This window comes from Planococcus sp. APC 3900 (assembly GCF_030407735.1).
In the GTDB taxonomy this organism is placed as follows: Bacteria; Bacillota; Bacilli; order Bacillales_A; family Planococcaceae; genus Planococcus; species Planococcus notacanthi.
Map to the genome: position 1 here is coordinate 356,103 of NZ_JASDCT010000004.1, position 23,134 is coordinate 379,236.

Genomic DNA, 23,134 nt, shown 5'->3' on the forward strand with positions numbered 1-23,134 from the left:
TTGCAGAAAACCGCCGATGAAATCGATACTGATTTCATCGGCGGTTTTCATCGGGTTTCTGATTTGAATTTGGCATCATTCAAAGGACTATAAGATTCTTTACTCCATGACAATATCACCATTCACAACATCCACTTTTAGCTTAGGGAACTCCCCGCCAAATGACACGTTCCCAGAATCATCACCGAAAATGTCGATCATGCCATTTGAAGCTTTCGCTTCAACATAACCTTGCGTGGGTTTGTTTTCTGTATGAATAGTGACATCTCCATTATCTGTTGTAAACTCGATAGAAGAATTCAGCATTTCAGTTTTCATTTCGATGCTGCCATTGGAGGAGTGGGCGATTAAATTTACGTCTGAAGTTATATTCTCCAGTTGGATATCGCCATTTGAAGAGTTTGCCGAAATCCCTTGCGCTGCACTGTCTTTCATGAAAATCGAGCCATTCGCTGTTTCTGCTGAGAAATATTTGGCATAGACATTTTGTATGGCAATATCTCCATTGGCTGTGTATGCTTCGAATTCATAGGGACCGATATCAGCCAGATTCAAATTGCCGTCGCCGCTATTGACTTTGAGAATCGTGGTGTTGGCTAAAGGAATATGGACCGTTAAGACGGGGGGATTGGAAGAGCCAAAATCAAAAAAACTTGAGTTGCTTCTGGCTTCAACAGTAAGCTGCGTTCCCTTAAGTTGGGTCAATAATTTGGAGTCATTGTTGCTGTCGGACAATTCGATCGTGGTGCTTTCGTTTTCAGAAGAGAGCATGATGACATTCGCATTTTCAACCTTGATGGTGATGTCACGGATTTCTTCATCGAAAAAAACTTCCTGTGAACTGCCGCTTGCAGTAAAGGTGTTGAATAAGAAGATGATTAATCCGATGGCCAAGAGTAAAAAGAAGACAATCAATAAAATGATTCTTCCAGATTTCCTCATAAATGACCTCTCCTTTATTCAAATCTTAAGAGCGAGGGGGAACTGGCATTCACGATTTGAAGCTCTTTCCTTGGGCAGCAAGAGTCTCGCGCAAAATCCGCAACGCCTTTGGTCCGAAGCCATGCAGTTTCAGTAAATCCTGTTCAGTAGCAGAGGTCAAATCCTGCAAGTGTAGATAGCCCGCTGCCAGTAAAGCCCGCTGTGCCGGCTTGCCGATGGTGCTTGGGAAGTCGTGCACTGTGTCAGATGATTTTCCTTCCATCACAATTCCACCTCCTATTTAATGAGTGCTGCACATAGGTTGACGCCATATTCGAGACAAGCGTTGAGGAAGGCAATGGATAAATCTTTCCTTCCTTATGATCGATCAGTTCAGAGATGAATTCTATAGCGGCTTCGTCAAATACTTCTTCTATAACTTTGTATTTCCAGCACCATTCGTTACCGCTATTTTATCAGGAATGGTGCAAGAAAGGTATGTTTGAAAAAACGGGTAACGGAGAAACAAGTAGTGAAATGATCTTTTGGGTGAGCAGTTTGATGTACTGACAGGAGAAAAGATAAGGAGGTGGCTGCGATGGTGCAGCAGGTTTTGTTCATTCACAGCGCCGGCCCTCAAGGTGAGCAGGAGGGGAGTTGGGGCTTAGTGCACTATTTGCGAAACGAATTAGGAACAGCTTATGAAGTACGTGCTCCAGCCATGCCAAACCCGGAAGACCCAAAGTACGAAAACTGGAAGAAAAGATTAAAGGAAGAGATTGCTTCTTTGGGTGATGGAGCCGTTTTGGTCGGGCATTCCATCGGTGGGTCGGCTTTATTGAAATTCTTATCTGAAGAAGAAATGGGCAAGTCATTCGCAAAGCTCATTTCGGTGGCCGCACCATTTTGGGGAAAGGATGAAGATTGGCAATTAGAAGATTTTACTTTGGCGGAAGATTTTGTTTCCCGAAATTCACTTTTGCCGGATGTTGTTCTTTTCCACAGTATTGGAGATGACACGGTCCCTTTCAAGCACTTGGAAAAATACATGGAAAATCTGCCAAGCGCAACCATCAAGCAAATCCCCGGTAATGATCATGTTTTTCAGGAAGGCCTTCAGGAGCTGGTGGACGAAATTCGAAGGAACTGATCAGCAAACCCGCTCTCATGACTAAGAGGGCGGGTTTGTTTTTTTGTCTAAAAAAACAGCAGGTTCAATAAAATCGTCAAAATAATCGAGAGAATAATTGAAATGAGCAGGCTGCCCATACAGGAAATTCGCATAACCATCCCACCTTTTTAATGATAATATCAAATACCCGAACTATAAAGGAGTTCAAACCCCGTTTGTTTTTATAAAAAAACACATAGAGCTATTGGCTCTATGTGTTTATTCAATAAACTGAAGATCGCTGATCCAAGTGGAGAGATGATTTTTGGTGACTGTGTTTAAAGCGGGATCAACGTTTTTCAATAAATCCACGTGATAGCCTTTTTCATTTGAGCTTCGGACAAATGTTGGTGTAAAAGCTGGATTCTGAATGGTGATGGCAGTTGAATCAGCCGTCACTTTTTTTTCAATATCAAGATGGAGAATCGCGCCGATTTGACGGTCCGGTTCATCTTGGCCAGACAGAAAATTCCCCAGAGAATAAACCACGAACACTTTGCGGCCATCTGCAGTGTCAATCCATTCAGGGGGCTGCAGCACATGCGGATGATGCCCGAGTATAATATCGGCTCCATTTTCAGCGGCAAACTGTGCCAGTTCAATCTGTTCGGCATTTGGCATTTTTTGATATTCTACTCCAAAGTGAAGGTTTAAAACGACTACATCTGATTTCTCTCGTGCGCGTTTCAAATCTTGCTGAATGATAGCCGGATCAATCCGGTTAACCAAATAGTCCCTGCCAGCGGGTGTCTCGATTCCATTCGTTCCATAGGTATAGGATAAGAAAGAAAACGTGATATCATTTCGCGTCATCAAAGCGATTGCCGAGCGGTCATCAGCGGATAAATAAGAGCCAGCATGGACCATTCCGATTTGGTCCCAATAACGGACAGCATTTTCAATGGCTGGAACTCCACGATCGAGTGTATGGTTATTGGCGAGAGTCACGACATCAACGCCTGCCTGCTTTAAAGCATCTCCCACTTCGTAAGGGCTGTTGAAAGCAGGATAGGTGGAGAGGCCGATTTCGCTTCCTCCAATTATACTTTCCGAATTGGCGACGGTAATATCCGCTTGTTCCATGAAAGGTTTCACTGTTTCGAGCATAGGATTGAAATCATAGCCTTCTTCGGTTAAGGCATCTTTATAGACGCGTTCGTGTATGAGTATGTCTCCGACTGCTGACAATGTCGCAGACGCAGTCAAGCCCACTTCCGAAGGAGAGGTGGCAATTGGTAGCTTGCGGCCTTCAAAAACAAGCTCGTGGTTTTCATCGGCAACGGAGGTCTGCTCGGTGGCACACCCAGTTAGAAAAAGCGCTGCGGCAATTATGGATGGAATAATATATTTTCTGCGGGAATTCACTGATTTCACTCCTTGAAGTTAATAAGATGGCGAGCGGAATGTCCCTGAGTAAAAGTCAAATAAATTCCATCTGTTTATCTTTACCAATAATAAAATTATTAGTTGGTCGGTACATCTAGAATACTACGAAATTGAGATTTTAACCATATGCGTGGATCGGATTATTTCAGGCTAATATTGTTTTAAAGCGACTGTTTCCCATATCTCTGAGAATTGTCTCAAACGCCTATCTAATGTCGACAGGCGTTTGGGCTGTAACTTCTTATGGACGATGGTTTCTTCTTGGTTGTTCTTCAAAAACAAAGTACTTCATCATAAAGAAACTGGCTGTAAAGGAAGCGAACATTGCCAAAGCTTTTGCTGAATTATGGCGAATCCATGTTGGCATGCCAATGAATTGGAAAAAGAAATTAAATACCAAGAAAACGCTGTTATTAATCAATAGACTGAACAAGCCCTGCAGGATAAAGCCGAAGCGCTGCTTGGAACTTCCACGTGCGGCATAACGAAATGTAATCATGGAATTCCAGATATAGCTATTGCCCACCGCTAAGCAATAGGCAACAGTATTGAAAATCGTCAAAGTAAGGTTATGGTTAGTTGGGTGCAGCAGCAGCAATAGATTGAGCGAACCGATATCCACCGCCGCATTCGATAAACCGATAATCGTAAACTGCAAAGTTTGGATAGAAGTTTTTGATTTTTCGTTGTTTCCCATGAGGCTCCTCAGTTCTGGCGGAATGCTGAATCCCCTATTCAGCTGCTTCCAAGGAATTCGCGGTCTTCGCATCGGCTACCTGTCTGTACAAATCCCGAATTTGTTCTGCGGCGGCAGCCCAGCCCAATTCTGCCACATCAGCAACTGCTTGTTGAGCCAGCTGTTTTCGAAACACGCTGTTCTCCAATAAGTGAATGGTTTCCTTGAAACTGTCCGGATCTTTTGAATTATAGAGCAGTCCGTTTCTCTGATGGGTAACTTGTTCTTTTGTAGGTCCACTTTCAGCTGCCACTACCGGAAGACCCGAAGCCATCGCTTCCATGATGACCAGCCCCAAGGTTTCGGTAGTGGAAGGGAAGATGAACGCATCAGATGAAGCAAAAGCTGAAGCCAGTTCCTGTCCATGAATAAAGCCGGTAAATACGGTGGGTGTACCAGCAAAATGTTTTTCGAGTTGCTTTCGGTGCGGGCCATCTCCGACAAGTGCCAAACAAAATTGGTTTGAGGCAGTTAAGACATCCCGGATTTTTTCGATTTCTTTTTCAGCTGCCAGGCGGCCAACGTAGAGAAGGAGGATTTTATCAGGTTGTCCCCTGGATAACCTGTTACGCATAGCTGTACTGGAATGCTTTGGATGGAATTGCTGGGTATCAACGCCGCGCTTCCAGACCTGCATCCGTTCAAAGCCCTTTTGATTTAACTCCTCCAAAACAGTGTGAGAAGTACATAAATTGAGGTCAGCCTGATTGTGCATCTTTTTCATAAACCACCACATCAGCCAATCTAATTTGCCCAATTTGTAATAGGACATATACTGAGGGATATGGGTATGGTAGGAAGCAATCAATGGAATGTCCAGTTTTTTCGCGTAAGTGACTCCGGAATAACCGACAACTGCAGGATTGACGACGTGAACGATATCCGGATTAAACGCTGCCATATATTTTTTGACTACAGGATTGGGGAAAGCGAATTTTTTGGAACGATAAAATGGGAATGCAAAAGCAGGGACTCCTTTTATGAAAGCCCCGTCAAATTCACGAACACCTAAATCTGGTGCAACGATTTGGACTTCGTGGCCATCACGGTGAAGCCAACGGATACAGGCTGTCAATCGCGTAACGATTCCGTCCGTAGAAGGCAGAAAAGTTTCGGTGACGATCATGATCTTCATAGAAACAGCTCCCTCCGGAAATATTCGGTTCGGCGCCGACTACTTACTTCCAGGTAACAGTCGGCAGGACGTTTTCTTTGATGACACGATCTTTATGATCAATAGCGGTCTTTAAAATACTTCCAATAACATCTTCAGTCAATAGATGCGGTTTTAATCCCAGATCTAGCAAGCTCGTATTGGTTGCTTCATAGAAATGCTCTTCCTTTTCAACCCGAGGATTTTCCAGATGAGCAATGTTCACGGACAATCCTACTTTTGCTGCTGCTTTTTTGACCATCTGAGCCAGTTCCATGACCGAGAATTCTTCTGTAAACTGATTGAAAACACGGAACTCCCCGACGTCAGCTGGGTTTTCAGCTGCAATTTCAATGCAGCGCACGGTGTCTTCGATATTCAAAAAACCGCGTGTCTGTCCGCCTTTTCCGTAGACAGTCAGGTCATGGCCAATGGCAGCCTGAATGATAAAGCGGTTCAGCGCAGTACCGAACACAGAATCGTAATCGAGGCGGTTGGCAAGAATTGGGTCCAAGCTGGTTTCGTTTGTAGATAGCCCGTATACGACCCCTTGGTTCAAATCAGTTGCACGAATTCCCCAAATACGGCAGGCGAACATGATGTTATGGCTGTCATGGACTTTTGATAAGTGATAGTAGGAACCTGGTTGCTTTGGAAAAGGCAACCGATCTTTTCGGCCTTTGTGCTCGATATCCAAATAACCTTCTTCAATCGGAATATTCGGTGTCCCGTATTCACCCATGGTCCCCAGCTTGATCAAATGGCAATCCGGTACAATGTCTTTTATCCCATAAAGCACATTGAGTGTTCCGACCACATTGTTGACCTGGGTATAAATCGCGTGTTTCCTGTCAATCATCGAGTACGGTGCAGACCGCTGCTCCGCATAATGGACAAATGCTTCGGGCTGCTCTTTTTCAAGGACCATCTTCAAGAAATCAAAATCCTGCAGATCGCCTTCATATGTACGTATTTCTTTTCCGGTTAACTCCTTCCATTTAGCTACCCGTTCTTCGAGGGCGGCAATCGGTGTGAGTGAATTGGATCCTAATTCTTCATCAATATGCCTTCTCACCTTACTATCCACAATTGATATGTCGTGTCCTTTTTGAGATAAATACAAAGCAGTGGGCCATCCGCAAAATCCGTCTCCGCCTGCTACAATAATCTTCATCTGAAATTCCCCCATTCCGACAATTTGTCTGACGGTCCTGATGTTACTCTTTTATTAATATCAGATTTTTCAGATTAATACGTATATCTTTTGTACCACTTTAAGGTGAAAAGTAAACATTCAAACCGAAAAGCCATCCCTTACAGGATGACTTGCAATAATACAGTGATAATAACTAGGCCAGCGACGAATGAAGGATAGCTGCTGTTTTTCTCGACTGGAAGTTCATCGTTTAAGATATTCAAAATGACGCCTCCAGTAAGGAAGGCAGAGAAAAACGCAATATTCAACTCGGTAGTTTCCGTGAAATTATAAAGTACCCATCCAGCTAATACGGACAAAGCAAGGGTCCAGCGGCCAATTCGGGTATAAAGTTCTTCATGGGTCAAATGCAGGACCCGATTATTGGCGATAAAATGAAAGGAAAAAACAATAAAGTAAATGAAGTAATCGATGAGCTTATCGCCGCTCAAATCAATAAGCAGATAGCCGATCAGCACGTTATAAAGGGAGAACGAAAGAATATCCAATGCGAAAACCGGTTTGCTCGGTCGTGTGAGGTCTTTTTGTCTTTTGTTTTTTTCTTGGGATTTGTCATTCAATTGACTGATCCCGTAGAAAAAAGCGATGCCGGCAAGAGTCGCAAGGTAAGTCACATAATCAAGGTTTTCCAACCAAGTCGGCAAATGAGCCTCTTCGGCTACTTCTTGATAATGGGTCAACTCAGGGACCAGGTGCAGGAAGACGTAAGCAATCGAGCCGCCGGATACAAAAGACATTAACCTGTTTTTCGGTTTGCGATCCAGGAACTTAATGTAATTCGTAAAGATATGAATTATCATGAAACCGATAATAAACGCCAGGCTCAGATAGAACATGGAAGCACCTCCTGAGTATTTTAACTACCTATACCCGAATTCACATAACAAGATCTTTGAGTTGAAGAAAATAGTTTAACGGAAACAAAGGGCTGCAAGATCAAAACTCTGAACGAAATACTCCGAATCTGCGTATGCAGCAACAGATTTTGGGTATACATAAACTACTCATATTGAGAAGGCTCAAAATTAGAGCGGAATGGAGAACAGTTATGGACTTATTGCTTACCATCTTTCTTTTGCTGATTTGTCTACTTATTTCAAATGTCGTGAGCCATTATATTCCTTTTATCCCTACCGCATTAATCCAAGTGGCTCTTGGAATTATTTTGGTTTTGGTTTATCAGGACATTTCCTTTGAAATCGAAACGGAATGGTTTTTGCTGCTGTTTATTGCACCGTTGTTATTTAATGACGGCCGCCATTTTCCGCGGGAAGAACTCTGGCAAATGAAAGGTCCTATCTTAGGCAATGCCATTATTCTAGTGTTGCTGACAACCATCGTCGGCGGTTATTTTATTCACTGGCTGATTGATGAGATTCCGCTTGCTGCTGCATTTGCCTTAGCGGCTATCCTGTCGCCTACGGATCCGGTGGCAGTGAACGGTATTGCACAGCGAATTCGGATTCCGCAGAAAGTGCTGAGTCTGGTGAGAGGCGAGTCACTGATTAATGACGCCTCAGGTCTTGTGGCATTTAACTATGCGGTGACGGCTGTTGTCACGGGGTATTTTTCGTTGTCGGAAGCTGTTTTGGACTTTTCTTATAAATTTTTTGCTGGCGGTTTGTTGGGTCTCCTACTCGGATTGCTGATTATTGGAATCCGTTTGGTTCTCCGTAAGCAAGGCATCAATGATGTAACGTTTCATACCCTGTTGCAGATCATGACTCCGTTTTTGATTTTCATTGTCACAGAAGATATTCTCCATGCTTCCGGTGTCATCGCGGTGGTGGTTGCGGGAATTGTGCATTCCCTGGTTAGGGAGCAGACTGAAACCTTTATAGCCGAAGAACAAGTGGCGACTGAGAATATTTGGACAATCATTCTCTTTGTTTTGAACGGTATTGTGTTCCTGTTGCTTGGCTTGAATATCCCCACCTCAATGAGCGGTGTTCTGGAAAATCCGAATTCCAGCTTATGGCTGATTTTTTCATATGTGGTTGCTATCGGTTTAATGATTCTTGGAATCCGTTTTGTTTGGGCTTATCTGTTTTCCGTTTACGAATACCGCTTCGGTAAAATGGAAGAAGCCGCTAAACCAAGTTTGAAATTAACGTTATACGTCAGTTTAACGGGAGTACGCGGAACAGTAACGATGGTCGGGGTCTTGTCATTGCCTTTTCTATTGGATACCGGAGAGGCCTTTCCCAATCGTTCACTCATTCTCTTTTTAGCTGCAGGGACGATTTTATTCACGTTGATCGTTGCGACGATTCTGCTGCCGCTGCTCAGCAAGGGGCAGCTGTCCGAAGGGAAAGAAGAATTGAAAATGGATTTGGAAGAAGCACGGCGCCGCATTTTGCTTGATTCAATCAAAAAAATCAAATCTGAAATAACAGAAGAAAATGAAGCCGCCGCTTACGAATTGATGGATGAATACAAATTGCGGTTCCAGCAGATTCAGCCAGAAGAAGATGCGGCAGAGCAAGAGAATAAAAAATATCAGCGGAAAATGCGGGAAGTCCGCCTACAGGCACTGAAGCTTGAACGAAAATACATTCAGGAGCTCCATCGCAAAAAAGAGCTGACTGGTGAAGTTTACGAAGCCTTTGAAAGTTCTTTGGACCGACGGGAAGAAGTGATTGCTGATACTACGCGTTCAACGTTCTTGTATTTGCAAGGTAAGCTGATTCGGGCATGGCGGCGCTTTAGAGGACAGAATCTCAAAGAAGAAGAGACGCGTTTGGTTGAATTCCAGGAAGGGCGCGAAATTCAGTTGCACGCATTGCAGGCAGCGTTGCAAGGGCTTGAAAAAACAGCTGGAAAATATAAACCTAAAAAAATTGTGGATGCAGTCATCTCTGATTACAAGCAGATGATCAGCCGTTTGAAAAAGCCGGAAGCTTTGTATGATGAGAAATATGAGCTGCAGAAAGAAGAATTGCGGGTCATTGTCATGGATATGGGCCGCTCAGAGATTTATCAGATGTATGCTGCAGGCGACATCACAAGAGAGCAATCCAAAGAATTGAGGCGCTTCATCAATTACATTGAAAGTGTCACGTTGCACGAGCACGGAGAATGATTGGCATCTGTATAAGAAATTTTGTTAGTAGAGCTATCTGGTCTATCCACAGTTCTCCCGCTGGCTTGTTTATCACATGTAGCAAAAAAACAGTTCTCGGCCTAACTGAATAGGGTTCAACGCTTTTGAAAGGGATTTAGACTTTTTCGTTGAATCTTTATTAATAATATGCGAAGGAGGAATGTTGGATGATCAATCGTTATTTACAGAACGGGCTGCAAGGAAAGTATGCACATTATCAGACGGACATGCTATTTGATGGTTTGAGTTGGGAACAGGCTGGCGAAAAACCGGAAGGCAGTCCCCATTCTGTCTGGGAACTGTTGTTTCATATGAATTACTGGCAGGATTTTATATTGGTGGAGTTGAATGAAGAAAAAACGGAAAGTCCTGAAGATTTAAAATCATGGCCCAGTTCTCCGTCTCCTTCAAACGAAAAAGAATATACAGACGCGGTAACCCGATTTTTGAAAGGCTTGGGAAGAGCGACGCAGCAAGCTTCCAAAGATTCATTGGAAGAAGGAATCGGGGGAAGAAAAAGAACGCCTGCAGATTTGTTGATGGTTCTCATCAATCACAATAGCTACCATGGTGGACAGGTAGTCTTTGCCCGCCGTTTGATCGGTGCCTGGCCACCGCCTTCTACTCAAGACGACAATTAAAACGAGTGTCAATAAAAAAACAGCGCCGGAAATCGGCGCTGTTTTTTACTATTCATGAAGCAAAGAGAAGCTGTAGCCCTGTTTTTTGATGGCTTGGATCAGTTGAGGCAGGATAGCTACGGTTTGCTCTAATTCATGCAAGAGAATGATGGCGCCATCCTCCAGGTTTTCTGCCACATAGCGAATGATTTGATCGGGATTGTCTTTCAGTTCCCAATCCATCGAGGCAATTCGCCACAAGACGGTTGTTAAGCCTAATGCCTTTGCTGCTTTTAAGGTATTGGAATCAAAACGTCCATAGGGCGGACGGAAATAATGAACCGGTGTGCCGGTGATGCTTTCAATATGGGTTACGCTGTTCTTGAGATCCAGGTATTGTTCCTCGTAGGACAGCTGCACCAAATTGCGGTGTTTCATGGAATGTGTGCCGACAACATGTCCCTCGTCCAGCAGCCGTTGCCATGGCCTTGCCGGATATAACAGGCGAGACTGCCAAAAGAACAGGGCAGGCACGGCTTCCTGTTTCAGGATGTCTAAAATCTGCGACAGCACTTTGCTTGGGCCATCGTCAAAACTGAGGACCACAGACTTGTTGCTGCCGTCTTGATTGAGCGTTACGATTTGCGGGTGAGTAGAGTCGTACACGACCCTGGATTGGTCAACTGCTCATGGACTTTTAATCACGAAGATCATCTCCTTTTGCTGTCAAATTCCAGCATCGAAATAAGCCGTTTGCGGTTCGGATGTATAAGTTTCCCGGTATTGGGAATCAGAGAATTTTTCAGGTGGCCCGTCGAAGATCAACTTGCCGTCTTTTAACGCCAGGATGCGGGTAGCATAGCGTTTCGCCAATTCAATGTCATGAACATTGATGATGGTCAGCAGGTTCAAACGCTCATGCATTTCCGTCAGCAGCGTGAAGATATGATTGGAAGTGCCGGGGTCCAAGCTTGCAACCGGTTCATCTCCAAGCAAAATTTTTGGTTGTTGGGCCAAGGCACGGGCAATGCCCACACGCTGTTTCTGTCCGCCGCTCAGGTGCTCGACTTTCCGATATGCCATTTCCGACAAGCCGACATCTTCAATGACTTTTTTAGCTAAAGCCAACTCCTCAGCTGTGAACCAACCAATCAGGTTTTTGAAAGAAGAACGGTAGCCGAACATGCCGGTCAGGACATTTTGCATGACGCTTAAGCGGGGAATCAGGCTGAAATGTTGAAAGATCATCCCGGTCTGGCGGCGTACTTTGCGCAGCTGTTCTTCGTTATGAAAAGAAATGTCTTGCCCATCAAAATGGATTTCCCCGCCAGTGGGCTTTTGGAGGCCGTTCAAGCAACGGATGAATGTTGACTTTCCTGCACCACTTTTGCCTAGTACACAGACAAAATCGCCTTTTTCGAGAGACAGGCTGACATCAGCAAGCGCTTCGGTTTTCATATTTGGGTAACGTACAGTTAAATTTTTCACTTGAATCATATAGCCACTCCTTTAAATGACGCGATTTCGAATGGTGCTGGCCAAAAAGTCGATGGCAATAACCATGATCATAATGATCAAGACATCCAGCGATACGGAAGAGTATTGAAACGTTTTAAAGTCATTGAACAAGCGCTGGCCAATACCGCCGCCGCCGATAAACCCTAAAATAAGCGAGGTGCGGATGGCGACTTCAAAACGATAGAAAAACTGGGACAGCACATTCGGCCAAATTTGTGGAAGGATGCTGAACAGATTGGCCAGCCATTTTTTAGCCCCGACTGCACGCATCGCTTCCTGCGGACCTGGGTCCGCTGCTTCAATCAACTCGGAAACAAGTTTCCCGAAAACACCAATATTGTGGAACATGATGGCAATGACAGCGGGAAATGGCCCAAGACCAAGCGTAGTCAGCAAAATCAAGCCGAATACAATTTCAGGGATGGAACGTACAAAGCTGAGTGTGACACGTGTAAATTGGAAAAGGGCCTTTGAAGGCGCGGTATTGCGTGCCGCAAGGAAGCTGATCGGCAAAGCGATCAATAAACCGAATACACTTCCCAGAAAGGCCATTGCCAAAGTTTCGAATGTATCTTCCAGCATACCCGGCAACTTGGAAAAATCCATCGGCCACCATTGGGCCAGGAAGTCGATCATGTTGCGGAAATCCTTGAACTTAGTGAGGTCGAACTCCGTAATCCTCATGCTGAAATAAATCAGCACCAGAACGATTAATACTGTAATAAAATTGCTTTTCTTAAACCACAAGCTGATCAACTCTATTCTTCAATGATTCCTTGCTTTATCGCGGCTTGTTTGATGCTTTCGTAATCTGCATTGTCAGCTTCCGTAAAACCGGTTGCGCCGAATGCATCAAGGATTTCGGGATCTTCTATCGCCAAAAATGCTTCCCGCAGTTTTGCGACAGTTTCATCATCAGTGCTTTCAAGCACAGCCCATGGGTATTGGAACAAAGGCTCAGACTCCCAGATGATTTTTAATTGGTCTTCATCGATTTTACCTGATTCCAATAATTGATTATAAATGGCGCTGTCGATAGCACCTGCATCAACTTGTTTGTTTTGAACAGCCAATGCCGTTGCATCGTGTGATCCGGTAAAACGGACAGTTTCAAATTCATTTTCCTGCTCAGACTCATAGACACCGCGGTCCTGCAGTTCAATAGATGGAATCAAGGAACCGGAAGTTGAATTTGGATCGCCGAAAGCGAACTGCACTTCACCGGGATTTTCCAATAACTCGTCTAAAGAAGCAACTGGATTGTCTGTATGGGTGATGACATAGGCATTGTAGAAAGGTTCGCCATCAACCAATTGGGTAATGATGGCTTTGGCGTTGCTGTTTGCTTCAGCGATTACATAGGTTAACGGACCAAGGTAAGCCATATCAATTTGATCGTAATTCATGGATTCAACGACGCCATTGTAGTCGGGATATACTTCAATTTCGACTTCGCGATCCAATTCTTCAGCAAGGATAGTTTGCAGTTTATCCATTGCCGTCTGCATTTCACCTTCTGTTTGGGCTGGAATTACACCGATAGTGAAGGGTTCCTGGGTGTCGCCTGTTGTTGAACTTTCTTCTTCAGCTGAATCGTTTCCGCAGGCTGACAGGAACAAGGCCAGCAAAAGTATAGAAACGGTTAAAATCCATTTTTTCAATACAAGCACCTCTTTATCGTTTTGGGTATAGAGCATATATCAAAACAAGGACTCCTGCAGAGTCCTTGCACAAAGCTTAATTTTAAGCTTTTCATTCTTTTGAACAGCCGGTGATCTTAAACTACTTGGATCCGTCCGGCATTGTCACTGCTTACATTGCCGATAATGGCTGATTGGACGTGGTTTTCCAACAGCTCCTGCTGCAAAGCCTCGGCTTCTGATTCAGGGACTGATATCAGCAGTCCTCCAGAAGTGACAGCATCACATAAGATCAATTGATCGATTTCACTGATGTTATCGGCATAATCGATGTCATCTGCAAGCCATTGACGGTTTTTTCTCGTGCCGCCTGGAATGACATTTTGTTCGGCGAGCTCTTTTGCACGCTTCAGGACAGGGACATCCTGGTTTGTCACGGTTACGCCGACATTGCCGCCTTTGGCGATTTCCATCGTATGGCCAAGCAAGCCAAATCCGGTCACGTCCGTACAGGCATTGACGGTGTATTTTTCCATCACTTCTGCTGCGGTTTTATTCAATGTGGCCATGACATTCATGACTTCATCCAAATCCTCTTTTTCCAAAATACCCTGTTTGATGGCAGTCGTTAAGATGCCAACACCAATCGGTTTGGTCAAAATCAGCCGGTCTCCCGGTTTTGCACCGGCGTTGGAACGGATCCGGTCGGGGTGGATTGTGCCGGTTACGGAAAGTCCGAATTTCGGTTCCTGATCATCGATTGAATGGCCGCCGACCAAAGTGGCGCCTGATTCCTTGACCTTGTCAGAAGCACCAGCCAGGATATCAGCTAAAATACTTTTATCCAATGTGTTGATTGGGAAAGCGACAATATTCATGACAGTCAGCGGCTTGCCACCCATCGCATAAACATCGCTTAAGGCATTGGCTGCACCAATTTGGCCGAACATATAGGCATCGTCCACAATCGGGGTAAAGAAATCCAAAGTCTGTACCAATGCTGTTTCATCATTGATTTTATAAACACCTGCATCGTCAGCTGTTTCCAGGCCGACCAAAAGGTTGGGATCATCTACATTTTTCGGTAAGTGACGCAGAACCTGCGCCAGGTCCTCAGGACCAATTTTGCAGCCTCAACCGCCTTTTGTAGATAAAGAAGTTAGTTTTACAGTTTCTTTTTCAACCATGTCAATCTCTCCTTTTCAAAATCATATTCTATTATACAATGTAAATTTTTTTATTTTACAATACGCTTGTAAATTTCCAGCAAAGTTTCGGCTTCGCGTTCACTTGAATGATGTTTTCTCACATAAGCTTCAGCGGCATGGCCAATACTTTCCCTTATTTTGTTATTATTCATGAGCTTTTCAGCATAATCAAGGAATTCGTTTCGGCTTTTGTATAAAAGCCCTGTTTCCCCATTGGAAAGGATGCTGCTGTTGCCGGGAATATCCGAAGCAAGCACAGGCACAGCATAGCCCATCGCTTCAAGTATCGTTGCAGGTTGCCCTTCTGACAGGGAAGTGTTCAAGACCACGTCTGCCTGTTGATAAATAGCCGCCATGTCTTCATGCGGCACTTGACCAAGATAACGAATCCATTCTTGGTGGCGGTTAACAAGGCCGAGAACGGTTTGCCCTTCCGCTTCTTCCAGAACGGGTCCCACCAGCCAGAGCCGAAGCTGTGGATAGCGCAAATGCAAATCATGGAGCATTGAAATTGCAGCAGGTATGTTTTTGACTTTTCGAATGCCTGCAGGCAAGAAAAACAAAAAACTGCCCGGTTCTTTTTTGACAGGAGAAGTTCCTTCGGGAGCAGGGAGATTGCCTTGGGGCATAATAAACACTTTATCAGCCACTCCCGGAACTTCTTTCAACAACAGATTTTTGGCTTTTTCATCGAATACATGAATGGCTTCTGCTCCGTGCAAAGAAGCGAGGACATCTTTTCGTTTCTCCGGATCAAAAAGGTCATGGTTGAGATCAGTGCCTGTGATCGTGACAATGTAATGGTCGGGCATTCGATCCAGCTTTTGCAGAAATTTATAGAAATTATAAGCATGAAATCCATGGACAATGTCGGCTGGTGGAAATGAACGAATGATGTTGTCGTCTGTAGTCGAGATGATTTCTGTATTTATACCCAATTTTTCCAGGTTATCTGCAATACGCTGAACGGTAATTGTATTGCCGCGCAATTGTGGGTAATTTGGTGAAGCTAAAACAATTTTCATCTTCTTCATCCTTTAACTCGGTGATTAGAAGTTATAAACACTTCTGGTCTATTAGATTATCCGTAAGCCTTTATGGCTTGTCACTTAACTTGTCTTTCAGCAAGAAAAAAAGACTGCCTAAGAGGCAATCTTTTGGTGGCTGTGCGGCTGAAAATGTGCCTCAGCATTTCGGTATGTCCAGCTTCGGCGCCCAGATTCTAGGGTCATAAGCCACTCTGGCTGGGCGGCTGAAAAGATGCCGCTTCGCCAGTGCGTCTTATGCCCGTCGAATCTACACAGGCGCCTCAGCATTTCGGTATGTATTTGGCGGGATTGTGTGGGAATCGAACCCACCGAGCCTGGCACGCAGGCCCCTCAGGGTTTTGAAGACCCAGGAAGACACCAGTCACCCATCCAACCCCATACAGTAGTAGCGGACTTGTACAAGTTTATACTGAAAAAAAGTTCTGTGCAAGACAGGTGCTTAAATATGCGTTTGGATGTGAGGCTCAGGCTTGAAACCGCCTTTAGTGAAGACTAAAGTAAAGGGAGAAGCAATAAGAGAAGGCGTGTGAAGAAAATGGAAGAACGGTATTTTACCATCGGCATGGCTGGGCATATCGATCATGGCAAAACGAGTTTGACGAAAGCTTTGACGAATGTTGATACGGACCGATTAAAAGAAGAGAAAGAACGGGGCATTTCCATTGAATTGGGCTATGCGCCTTTGCAGTTGGAAAACGGTGTCTTCGCGTCGATTGTGGATGTGCCGGGTCATGAGCGGTTTATCCGCCAGATGATTGCGGGCGTTGCGGGAATTGATTTGGTGATTTTGGTGGTGGCAGCGGACGAAGGCATTATGCCGCAGACAGAAGAACATCTGGAAATTCTGCAGTTTTTGGGAGTGAAACGCTGCATTGTGGCCATTTCAAAAATCGATCGGGTTGATGAAGTGATGCTCGAATTGGTGATGGATGATATCAAAGAACGGTTGTCGGGAACTGTTTTTCACGGAGCGCCTTATGTCACGCTCGATAGCCTTTCAGGTAGTGGGGTGGATGAATTGAAGCAGACGATTCTAACAGAATTGAATACTGCCGAATTCCGCGACGCTTACGGTTCTTTCCGGTTGCCGATTGATCAGGTTTTTTCGGTTCAAGGACAAGGGACAGTAGTCAGAGGGACCGTGTATGAAGGAGTAGTCCGGAAAGCGGCGCAGCTGCTGATCTTGCCGGGAGAAATTCCCGTGAAAGCGAGACAAATTCAAGTGCATCACGAAGAACGCGAACAGGCACGGGCAGGGCAGCGGACAGCCATCAATCTTGGCGGCATCGATCGGACAGCTGTAAAACGTGGAGATGTATTGGTGGATTCCGAGAATTTCCTGGTGACGGATACTCTCGATGTTGCATTGCAGGTGATTGGCCGTAAATTCACTCCTTTAAAACAACGCACAGCTGTCAAAGTTCATATCGGCACATCTGAAGTGATGGGGAAGATTGTCTTTTTTGACCGCAAGGAACTGGAGCAGACACCGGACGAAGTACTATGCCAAATTCGCTTGGATGAAAAAATTGTAGTCCGCCGGGGCGACCGGTTTATTTTGCGCCGGCCAAGTCCAATGGAGACGATTGGAGGCGGTTGGGTGATCCAGCCAACTGGCGGCAAGTACCGCTTTGGCACAGAAACCATTGAAATGCTTCGCCAATACCAACAAGGGACGCCGCAGGATTTGGTGGCGGATGCACTGAACAAATATCAGCTGCTTGATGAACAGCAGCTGATGCAACAGACTTCACTGGATGCTGGCATCCTGAAAACTGTTTTAGGAGAAGGAGTGGCTTCGGGATTGTGGATGGAAATTCCGCGACAAGGCTATAGCTTAAGCAAAACCTTCATTAAAATAAAAGATGAGTTTCTGGAAAGGCTGCGGGAATTTCATGAGGAGTTTCCAATGCGCACCGGCATGGGCAAAGCGGAAATGATTCAGTCGGCGAGTGGGGCCTATCCGAAGCCGCTTCTTGAATACAGTTTGAACTTATTGGGTGAACAACAGGAAATCAAGCGAACTGGTCAATTTGTAGCGATTGCACATTTCCAGCCGCATTTACCGAAAAAGTGGCGTGCGCGAATGGAACAGGTAATTGTTGCGTTAGAGAAGGACGGTTTCCAAGTGAAGAAATGGGAAGAGTATTTCCTTGGATCACCGTTGCCTAAAATGGAAATCGCTGAATTGACAGTTTATTTGCTCGAAACTTCTCAAGCTTATCGATTAAAGGAAGATACGTTGATCCACCGGACTGCGTTTCAAGAAGCGTTTCAGCTGTTGAAAAATAACACGGGATCTTCATTTGATTTGAAACAGGCAAAGGATATCCTTAATTTATCGAGAAAATACATGATCCCGTTTTTGGAATTGCTGGATGAGCAAAACTATACGAGACGGGCAGAAGACCAGCGTTACTGGATGGAGGAGAAGTGATGAAACAGTATTTGCGGCAGCTTCCGGCGATCCATGAATTACAGAAAGATCCTCGCTTTAAAGAATTGAAAATGCTGTTCCAGCTGAGCGATGTGCAGCTGACTGAATTCCTGCAAAAAGAAATAGGCAAACTGCGGCAGAGTATGCTGGCGGAAGAGACGCTGGTTAAAGAAAAAGTTCCGGATTTTGCCGGGCAGCTTTTCAACTTGGTTGAAGACCGGATCAGTGAGTGGCAGAAAGACCGTTTGGAACGGGTAATCAATGCGACGGGTACGGTTCTGCACACCAATTTAGGGCGTTCCCGTTTAAGTGCCGCGTCTATCGCCCATGTTGTAAAAACAGCAGAAAATTATTCGAACCTGGAATATCGCTTAACGGAAGGAAAGCGTGGATCGCGCCACGATATTATTGAAGATTTATTAGTGGAAGCAACCGGTGCTGAAGCTGCAATGGTCGTAAATAATAATGCAGCAGCTGTGTTTCTTGTTCTAAGTGCATTGGCCAAAGAGCAGGAAGTTATTGTCTCTCGCGGCCAATTGGTGGAGATCGGCGGTTCTTTCCGCGTTTCGTCTATTATGGAAGAAAGCGGCGCCCGGCTTGTCGAAGTCGGAACGACCAACAAAACCCATCTTTTTGATTACGAGCAGGCAATGAACGAAGAAACCGCCATGATCATGAAAGTCCATACCAGCAATTTCAAGATGATCGGTTTCACGGAAACTGTGGAAACAGCTGAATTAGCCGCATTGGCGAAAAAGCATCATGACGTCATTTTCTATGAAGACTTGGGCAGTGGTGCGCTATATGACTTTAAAAAACACGGAATCGGGGATGAACCGGTTGTCCGTGAAGTGATCGAAAGCGGTGCAGACCTCGTTTCCTTCAGTGGCGACAAGCTGTTGGGCGGTCCACAGGCAGGGTTGATCGCCGGTAAAAAAGAGTTGATCGCCCGCTTGAAAAAGCATCAGTTGGCACGTGTCCTGCGCGTCGATAAAATGACTTTGGCGGCACTGGAAGAAACCCTGAAACAGTATTTGGGCGATCCTGAAAAAATCAATGAGCTGCCCACGGTCCGGGATATAATCCGGCCGGCTGCAGCTATTCAAGTGCAGGCACAGTCCTTTGTGGATAGGTTGCAGTCAGAGTCTTCGAACTATCATAGTGAACTCATGGCAAGCACTTCCCAAATAGGCGGCGGCACAATGCCGGGAGTGGAAATCCCCACCTATGTGGCAGCAGTGAAACATCACTCTTTAAGTTCCGAACAATTAGCGGCTCGCTTAAGGCGGGCCAAGCCGGCCATCATAACCCGTATTCAAGATGATCGGGTATGTCTGGATTTTCGGACCATCGAAAATACAGAGATGATGGCTCTGGTCGCGGGATTTGTGGCTTGTGAATAATCGTGCAGGATGGAAAAGGTGAACCGGGAATAATCCGGTTCACCTTTTTGATTGCTGTTATTCATTCAAAACGGAATGTTCTTTGTAATCAAATGCAATATCAGGGAGGAGAGAGGGCTCGACATTTTCCCAAATCAATTGATCGCGTGTAGTCTTGTCCAACCTGAAGGACATGACACTTTGGTCAGTTACTTTATCGTTTGGCCCAGCCACTGGGTAAACCCAGGAAATAGAGATATCCTTCAGTTCCCCGAATTCCGATAAAGGCGCCAGGATGGCGATTGCCTGCTGCCACATGAGCTGTTTGGTTGAAATAGTGGTGAATCCTTTATCCGCATTTAAGATAAACTCTGCATCCCACCCCGATGACACCTGATAAACTGAGATATCTACGATACGTTCTTTATCCATATTGCTCTTTTCTCCAAGTTCTTCAATGACGGTTTTCTGCAGTCTGGCTGTTAAGTTTTTTGCTTCCTCGGATTCGGGCTTTAGCATCCAGCCACCGACAACAAGAAGAATAAGGACCAGCCCCAATACCCATGGCCAGGCAAAAGAGAGGCCTGACTTCTTTTTTTGCATATTCGCCATTGGCTCACAACTCCATTTCAGTCTATTCATCTTATATTATATAGAAGATTTCTAAAGATCTTTGTTTATTAGGACCAAAGAAGGGTATTTTTTAATACATACAGAACAAAAAGAATCAATGAAAACTCTCGCGCGGCTGAAAAGGAGGAAGAACAGATGAGTGAATTGCATGCTGACGAAATGTCGCCAGTGAAACTGGAGGAATTGAACGGTCTTTATGGAGATATGAAAAAATTTTATTATAAATACAGACCAGATTTGGAACAGCTCAAAGACCAAGAGGAAGCGGCACGGATGATCGGCAATTTGAATATGCTGGCACCGTACAATCAAGAAGAGCATATTGAAGCTATCCAGTTTCTGTATTATTTCTTAACCAAGTATTGCTGGCCAGAAAATCTGCAGGCGGAAGCAGAGATGGAATCTTTATTGCAGCGTGCTAAAAAAGTTATGCCGAGAGAAAAGCGGCAACGCCAAAAGATGAGAAAATGGCTGCGCCCGATAGATGCAGGAGAACAGCCGCTTGCCTAAAAGACAAGCACAATAGAATGGGAAGCCAAGAAGGGCCTGCAAAGGTCCTTTTTATTTTGGAAAGGCAATGATTGACAGTAAGGAAACCGTTATACTGAGAATAGAATTGGATTTTTTAGATGCAAAGCTTTAATGACAAAATCCTTTAAGAAAATTGGCATAGAAACGAGGGAAAACATGAACAGAAAAACCAATCAACAGATGCTGCAGGGCTATATCGAATCTCCGGAAAAAATCAAGGAGCTGTATCGGCGAACCTTATGGATTGTTGTGCTGTCGCAGATTTTTGGAGGAGCCGGCCTGGCAGCTGGGGTGACAGTGGGCGCACTTCTTGCGCAGGATATGCTGGGGACGGATCGCTTTGCAGGGTTGCCGGTGGCACTGTTTACGCTGGGATCGGCTGCAGCGGCGCTCATGATCGGCAGAGTATCCCAACGTTTCAGCCGAAGAACCGGTTTGGCTTCCGGATTTTTAGCTGGCGGAATCGGTGCAATTGGAGTAATTTTGGCAGCCCTCTCAACTAATGTCTGGTTGCTGTTTGCCGCTTTGCTGATTTATGGTGCCGGAACAGCCGCTAATTTGCAGGCGCGCTATGCAGGGACAGATTTGGCGAGTGCCAAACAGCGCGGTACAGCTATCAGCATTGCCTTAGTGTCGACAACGTTTGGTGCATTTGCCGGCCCTAATTTGGTGGGAGTGATGGGTCGTTTTGCCGAATCCATCGGCATTCCGGCTCTAGCCGGACCTTTTATTTTGGCGGCGATTGCCTATCTTCTGGCTGGGATTGTTCTGCTGATTTTCTTGCGGCCGGATCCGTTGCTGGTGTCACTGGCAATCCAGGAGCTTCGGCAAGTTCGCCAAGAGAGTAAAGCGGATATGGAACCTGTAGATTCAACCATCAATAAGAAAGGCGTGTATCTGGGAGCTACAGTTATGGTGTTGACGCAATTGATCATGTTTGCCATTATGACTATGACGCCGATCCATATGGGGCATCATGGCCACGATTTGGGAGCCGTTGGGCTGGTCATCAGCATCCATATTGCTGCGATGTATCTGCCATCCATCGTCACGGGAATCCTTGTCGACAAATTAGGAAGGGTAGTCATGGCAACAGCAGCTGGTGTGACATTTATGGCAGCTGGAGTTGTAGCCGCATTGGCGCCGGCTGATTCTTTAGCCGTTCTGATTGTTGCGCTTGCGTTGTTGGGACTGGGTTGGAATTTCGGATTGATCAGCGGCACTACGCTTATTGTCGATTCAACCCATCGATCTACGCGCGCCAAAACACAAGGAACCGTTGATGTGCTGGTTGCTTTAGCAGGCGCTGCAGGCGGCGGGTTTTCGGGAATGGTCATGGCCCAGTCAAGCTACGCAGTGATGTCTTTGGGCGGCGGGTTTCTTGCGCTTCTCTTGATTCCGGTTGTTGTTTGGTCTATGAAAAAGACGGCACAGGTGGATACTTGAAATGAAAAAAATTCAGGCGGCAGTCCCAGCCGGTTTATCGCGAGTCTGCTGAAGCGAATGAAACGGCATGGATATTATACAAAAAAAGAGGCTGTCCTTTTGTCAATTATAAATGACATTTGGGACAGTCTCTTTTATAGGATTTAGGTTTTAAGGGTTGGTCGACCAAAGTCCAGCCGATTTCAATAAAACACGGGGATGCAGCTTCAATTGAGCAACCATCATTTCAGCGAGATCTTCCGGCTGAATAACTTTGTCGGGGTTGCCATCGGTCAGATTTGCTTCAACTGCCAAGTCAGTGGCAACGGTACTCGGGGTTAAAGCACTGACACGGATATTGTGTTTTCTGACTTCCAGCATCAATGATTCCGTCAATCCCATGACACCGAATTTCGATGCACTATAAGCACTTGTCACCGGCGCTCCTTTTTGTCCGGCTGTTGATGAAATATTGATGATATCCCCTGATTGGCGCTCGATCATTTGCGGCAGGACGGCACGTGTCACATAGTAGACACCCATCAAGTTGGTATCGATAATCCCTTTGAATTCTTCAGCCGACAGTTCCAGGAATTTGCCGAATTTGCCGATCCCGGCATTGTTGATCAGAATGTCAATTGATCCCAGCTCGCTTGCAATATGCTCGACTGCTGCATTGACCGCTTCAGGGTCAGCTACATCAGCAACAGCAAATACAGTTTTCACACCGTACTGCTCCAGCTCTGCTGCAACTTTCTCCAAATTGCTTGCAGTGCGTCCCACAAGTCCGACGTTGATTCCTTCTGCAGCAAAAGCAATCGCGGTTGCTCTTCCAATCCCTCTCCCAGCTCCTGTAATCAACGCATTTTTTCCTGTTAAGTTTTGCATATAGACAGCTCCTTTTTTCACAAATCATTTCCATCTTCTAGTGTAGCAAAACCAACTTAGAAAACCTTCAGGAAGAGCTCAAAAAGGAGTTTTTTGTTAAAAGGATACAAAAAAGCA

At 45.3% G+C, this 23,134-nt stretch carries 22 protein-coding genes and 1 tRNA gene; 7 read left to right on the top strand and 16 right to left on the bottom strand.

Annotated elements, in window-relative coordinates:
• Positions 1-99: 99 nt before the first annotated feature.
• Together QMA04_RS10730 and QMA04_RS10735 are read right to left on the bottom strand one after the other, a co-directional pair.
• A complete protein-coding gene (locus QMA04_RS10730; protein ID WP_290185704.1) occupies positions 100-942 on the bottom strand; it encodes a DUF4097 family beta strand repeat-containing protein in 843 nt (280 codons plus the stop codon).
• A gap of 49 nt (positions 943-991) precedes the next feature.
• Entirely contained in the window at positions 992-1,204 is a 213-nt protein-coding gene (locus QMA04_RS10735) for a helix-hairpin-helix domain-containing protein (RefSeq protein ID WP_290185795.1), read from the bottom strand.
• Between the two features lie 315 nt (positions 1,205-1,519).
• Between QMA04_RS10735 and QMA04_RS10740 the strand changes: the two genes are divergently transcribed.
• Complete coding sequence (locus QMA04_RS10740; protein WP_191716150.1) at positions 1,520-2,071, top strand: alpha/beta hydrolase; 552 nt, start codon at positions 1,520-1,522, stop codon at positions 2,069-2,071.
• Positions 2,072-2,311: 240 nt separating this feature from the next.
• Here the strand turns inward: QMA04_RS10740 and QMA04_RS10745 are convergent, their stop codons facing one another.
• From QMA04_RS10745 to QMA04_RS10765, 5 genes are all read right to left on the bottom strand, one after another.
• On the bottom strand, positions 2,312-3,457 hold the full coding sequence (locus QMA04_RS10745; protein ID WP_191716149.1) for a CapA family protein: 1,146 nt from the start codon (positions 3,455-3,457) through the stop codon (positions 2,312-2,314).
• Between the two features lie 262 nt (positions 3,458-3,719).
• Positions 3,720-4,175, bottom strand: a complete 456-nt coding sequence (locus tag QMA04_RS10750) for a GtrA family protein (RefSeq protein ID WP_191716148.1) — start codon at positions 4,173-4,175, stop codon at positions 3,720-3,722.
• 34 nt (positions 4,176-4,209) lie between these two features.
• Positions 4,210-5,349: a glycosyltransferase family 4 protein gene (locus QMA04_RS10755; protein ID WP_290185705.1), complete on the bottom strand. Its 1,140-nt coding sequence runs from the start codon at positions 5,347-5,349 to the stop codon at positions 4,210-4,212.
• Positions 5,350-5,392: 43 nt separating this feature from the next.
• Positions 5,393-6,541, bottom strand: a complete 1,149-nt coding sequence (locus QMA04_RS10760; RefSeq protein WP_290185707.1) for an NAD-dependent epimerase/dehydratase family protein — start codon at positions 6,539-6,541, stop codon at positions 5,393-5,395.
• A gap of 140 nt (positions 6,542-6,681) precedes the next feature.
• Positions 6,682-7,419 (bottom strand): hypothetical protein, encoded by a 738-nt coding sequence (locus QMA04_RS10765; protein WP_290185708.1) that lies wholly within the window; start codon positions 7,417-7,419, stop codon positions 6,682-6,684.
• Positions 7,420-7,631: 212 nt separating this feature from the next.
• Here QMA04_RS10765 and QMA04_RS10770 point away from each other — a divergent pair, with 212 nt between their 5' ends.
• Both QMA04_RS10770 and QMA04_RS10775 read left to right on the top strand, forming a co-directional pair.
• On the top strand, positions 7,632-9,665 hold the full coding sequence (locus tag QMA04_RS10770) for a Na+/H+ antiporter (RefSeq protein ID WP_290185710.1): 2,034 nt from the start codon (positions 7,632-7,634) through the stop codon (positions 9,663-9,665).
• Positions 9,666-9,853: 188 nt separating this feature from the next.
• Positions 9,854-10,327 (top strand): DinB family protein, encoded by a 474-nt coding sequence (locus QMA04_RS10775; RefSeq protein WP_191716143.1) that lies wholly within the window; start codon positions 9,854-9,856, stop codon positions 10,325-10,327.
• Positions 10,328-10,375: 48 nt separating this feature from the next.
• On the opposite strand, the gene QMA04_RS10780 is transcribed toward QMA04_RS10775, so the two are convergent.
• The 7 genes from QMA04_RS10780 to QMA04_RS10810 all read right to left on the bottom strand — a co-directional run bounded on the left by QMA04_RS10780 (position 10,376) and on the right by QMA04_RS10810 (position 16,098).
• Positions 10,376-10,972 (bottom strand): polysaccharide deacetylase family protein, encoded by a 597-nt coding sequence (locus QMA04_RS10780; protein ID WP_290185712.1) that lies wholly within the window; start codon positions 10,970-10,972, stop codon positions 10,376-10,378.
• Between the two features lie 60 nt (positions 10,973-11,032).
• The gene (gene phnC, locus QMA04_RS10785) at positions 11,033-11,803 is read right to left on the bottom strand and encodes a phosphonate ABC transporter ATP-binding protein (protein ID WP_290185713.1); all 771 of its coding nucleotides are present in this window, start codon (positions 11,801-11,803) and stop codon (positions 11,033-11,035) included.
• Between the two features lie 12 nt (positions 11,804-11,815).
• Positions 11,816-12,571: a phosphonate ABC transporter, permease protein PhnE gene (gene phnE / locus QMA04_RS10790; RefSeq protein ID WP_290185714.1), complete on the bottom strand. Its 756-nt coding sequence runs from the start codon at positions 12,569-12,571 to the stop codon at positions 11,816-11,818.
• Between the two features lie 11 nt (positions 12,572-12,582).
• Positions 12,583-13,485, bottom strand: coding sequence for a phosphate/phosphite/phosphonate ABC transporter substrate-binding protein (gene phnD, locus QMA04_RS10795; protein WP_191716140.1), 903 nt, complete (start codon positions 13,483-13,485; stop codon positions 12,583-12,585).
• 116 nt (positions 13,486-13,601) lie between these two features.
• Entirely contained in the window at positions 13,602-14,651 is a 1,050-nt protein-coding gene (gene selD / locus QMA04_RS10800; protein ID WP_191716139.1) for a selenide, water dikinase SelD, read from the bottom strand.
• A gap of 50 nt (positions 14,652-14,701) precedes the next feature.
• A complete protein-coding gene (locus tag QMA04_RS10805; protein ID WP_290185716.1) occupies positions 14,702-15,697 on the bottom strand; it encodes a glycosyltransferase in 996 nt (331 codons plus the stop codon).
• A gap of 304 nt (positions 15,698-16,001) precedes the next feature.
• Positions 16,002-16,098 (bottom strand) — tRNA-Sec (locus QMA04_RS10810).
• A 158-nt stretch (positions 16,099-16,256) separates the two neighbouring features.
• Here QMA04_RS10810 and selB point away from each other — a divergent pair.
• Together selB and selA are read left to right on the top strand one after the other, a co-directional pair.
• Positions 16,257-18,158, top strand: a complete 1,902-nt coding sequence (gene selB / locus QMA04_RS10815) for a selenocysteine-specific translation elongation factor (RefSeq protein ID WP_290185797.1) — start codon at positions 16,257-16,259, stop codon at positions 18,156-18,158.
• Complete coding sequence (gene selA, locus QMA04_RS10820) at positions 18,158-19,561, top strand: L-seryl-tRNA(Sec) selenium transferase (RefSeq protein WP_290185717.1); 1,404 nt, start codon at positions 18,158-18,160, stop codon at positions 19,559-19,561. The genes selB and selA overlap by 1 nt, the downstream gene beginning before the upstream one ends.
• Positions 19,562-19,618: 57 nt before the next feature.
• Here the strand turns inward: selA and QMA04_RS10825 are convergent, their stop codons facing one another.
• Positions 19,619-20,152 carry a hypothetical protein gene (locus QMA04_RS10825; protein ID WP_290185718.1) on the bottom strand — a complete coding sequence of 178 codons (534 nt, stop codon included), beginning with the start codon at positions 20,150-20,152 and terminating at the stop codon, positions 19,619-19,621.
• 156 nt (positions 20,153-20,308) lie between these two features.
• Between QMA04_RS10825 and QMA04_RS10830 the strand changes: the two genes are divergently transcribed.
• Positions 20,309-20,683, top strand: coding sequence for a hypothetical protein (locus QMA04_RS10830; RefSeq protein ID WP_191716135.1), 375 nt, complete (start codon positions 20,309-20,311; stop codon positions 20,681-20,683).
• Between the two features lie 177 nt (positions 20,684-20,860).
• Entirely contained in the window at positions 20,861-22,150 is a 1,290-nt protein-coding gene (locus QMA04_RS10835; RefSeq protein WP_290185721.1) for an MFS transporter, read from the top strand.
• Positions 22,151-22,300: 150 nt separating this feature from the next.
• Here QMA04_RS10835 and QMA04_RS10840 read toward each other — a convergent pair whose 3' ends face one another.
• Entirely contained in the window at positions 22,301-23,017 is a 717-nt protein-coding gene (locus QMA04_RS10840; protein WP_191716133.1) for a 3-ketoacyl-ACP reductase, read from the bottom strand.
• Positions 23,018-23,134: the final 117 nt, after the last annotated feature.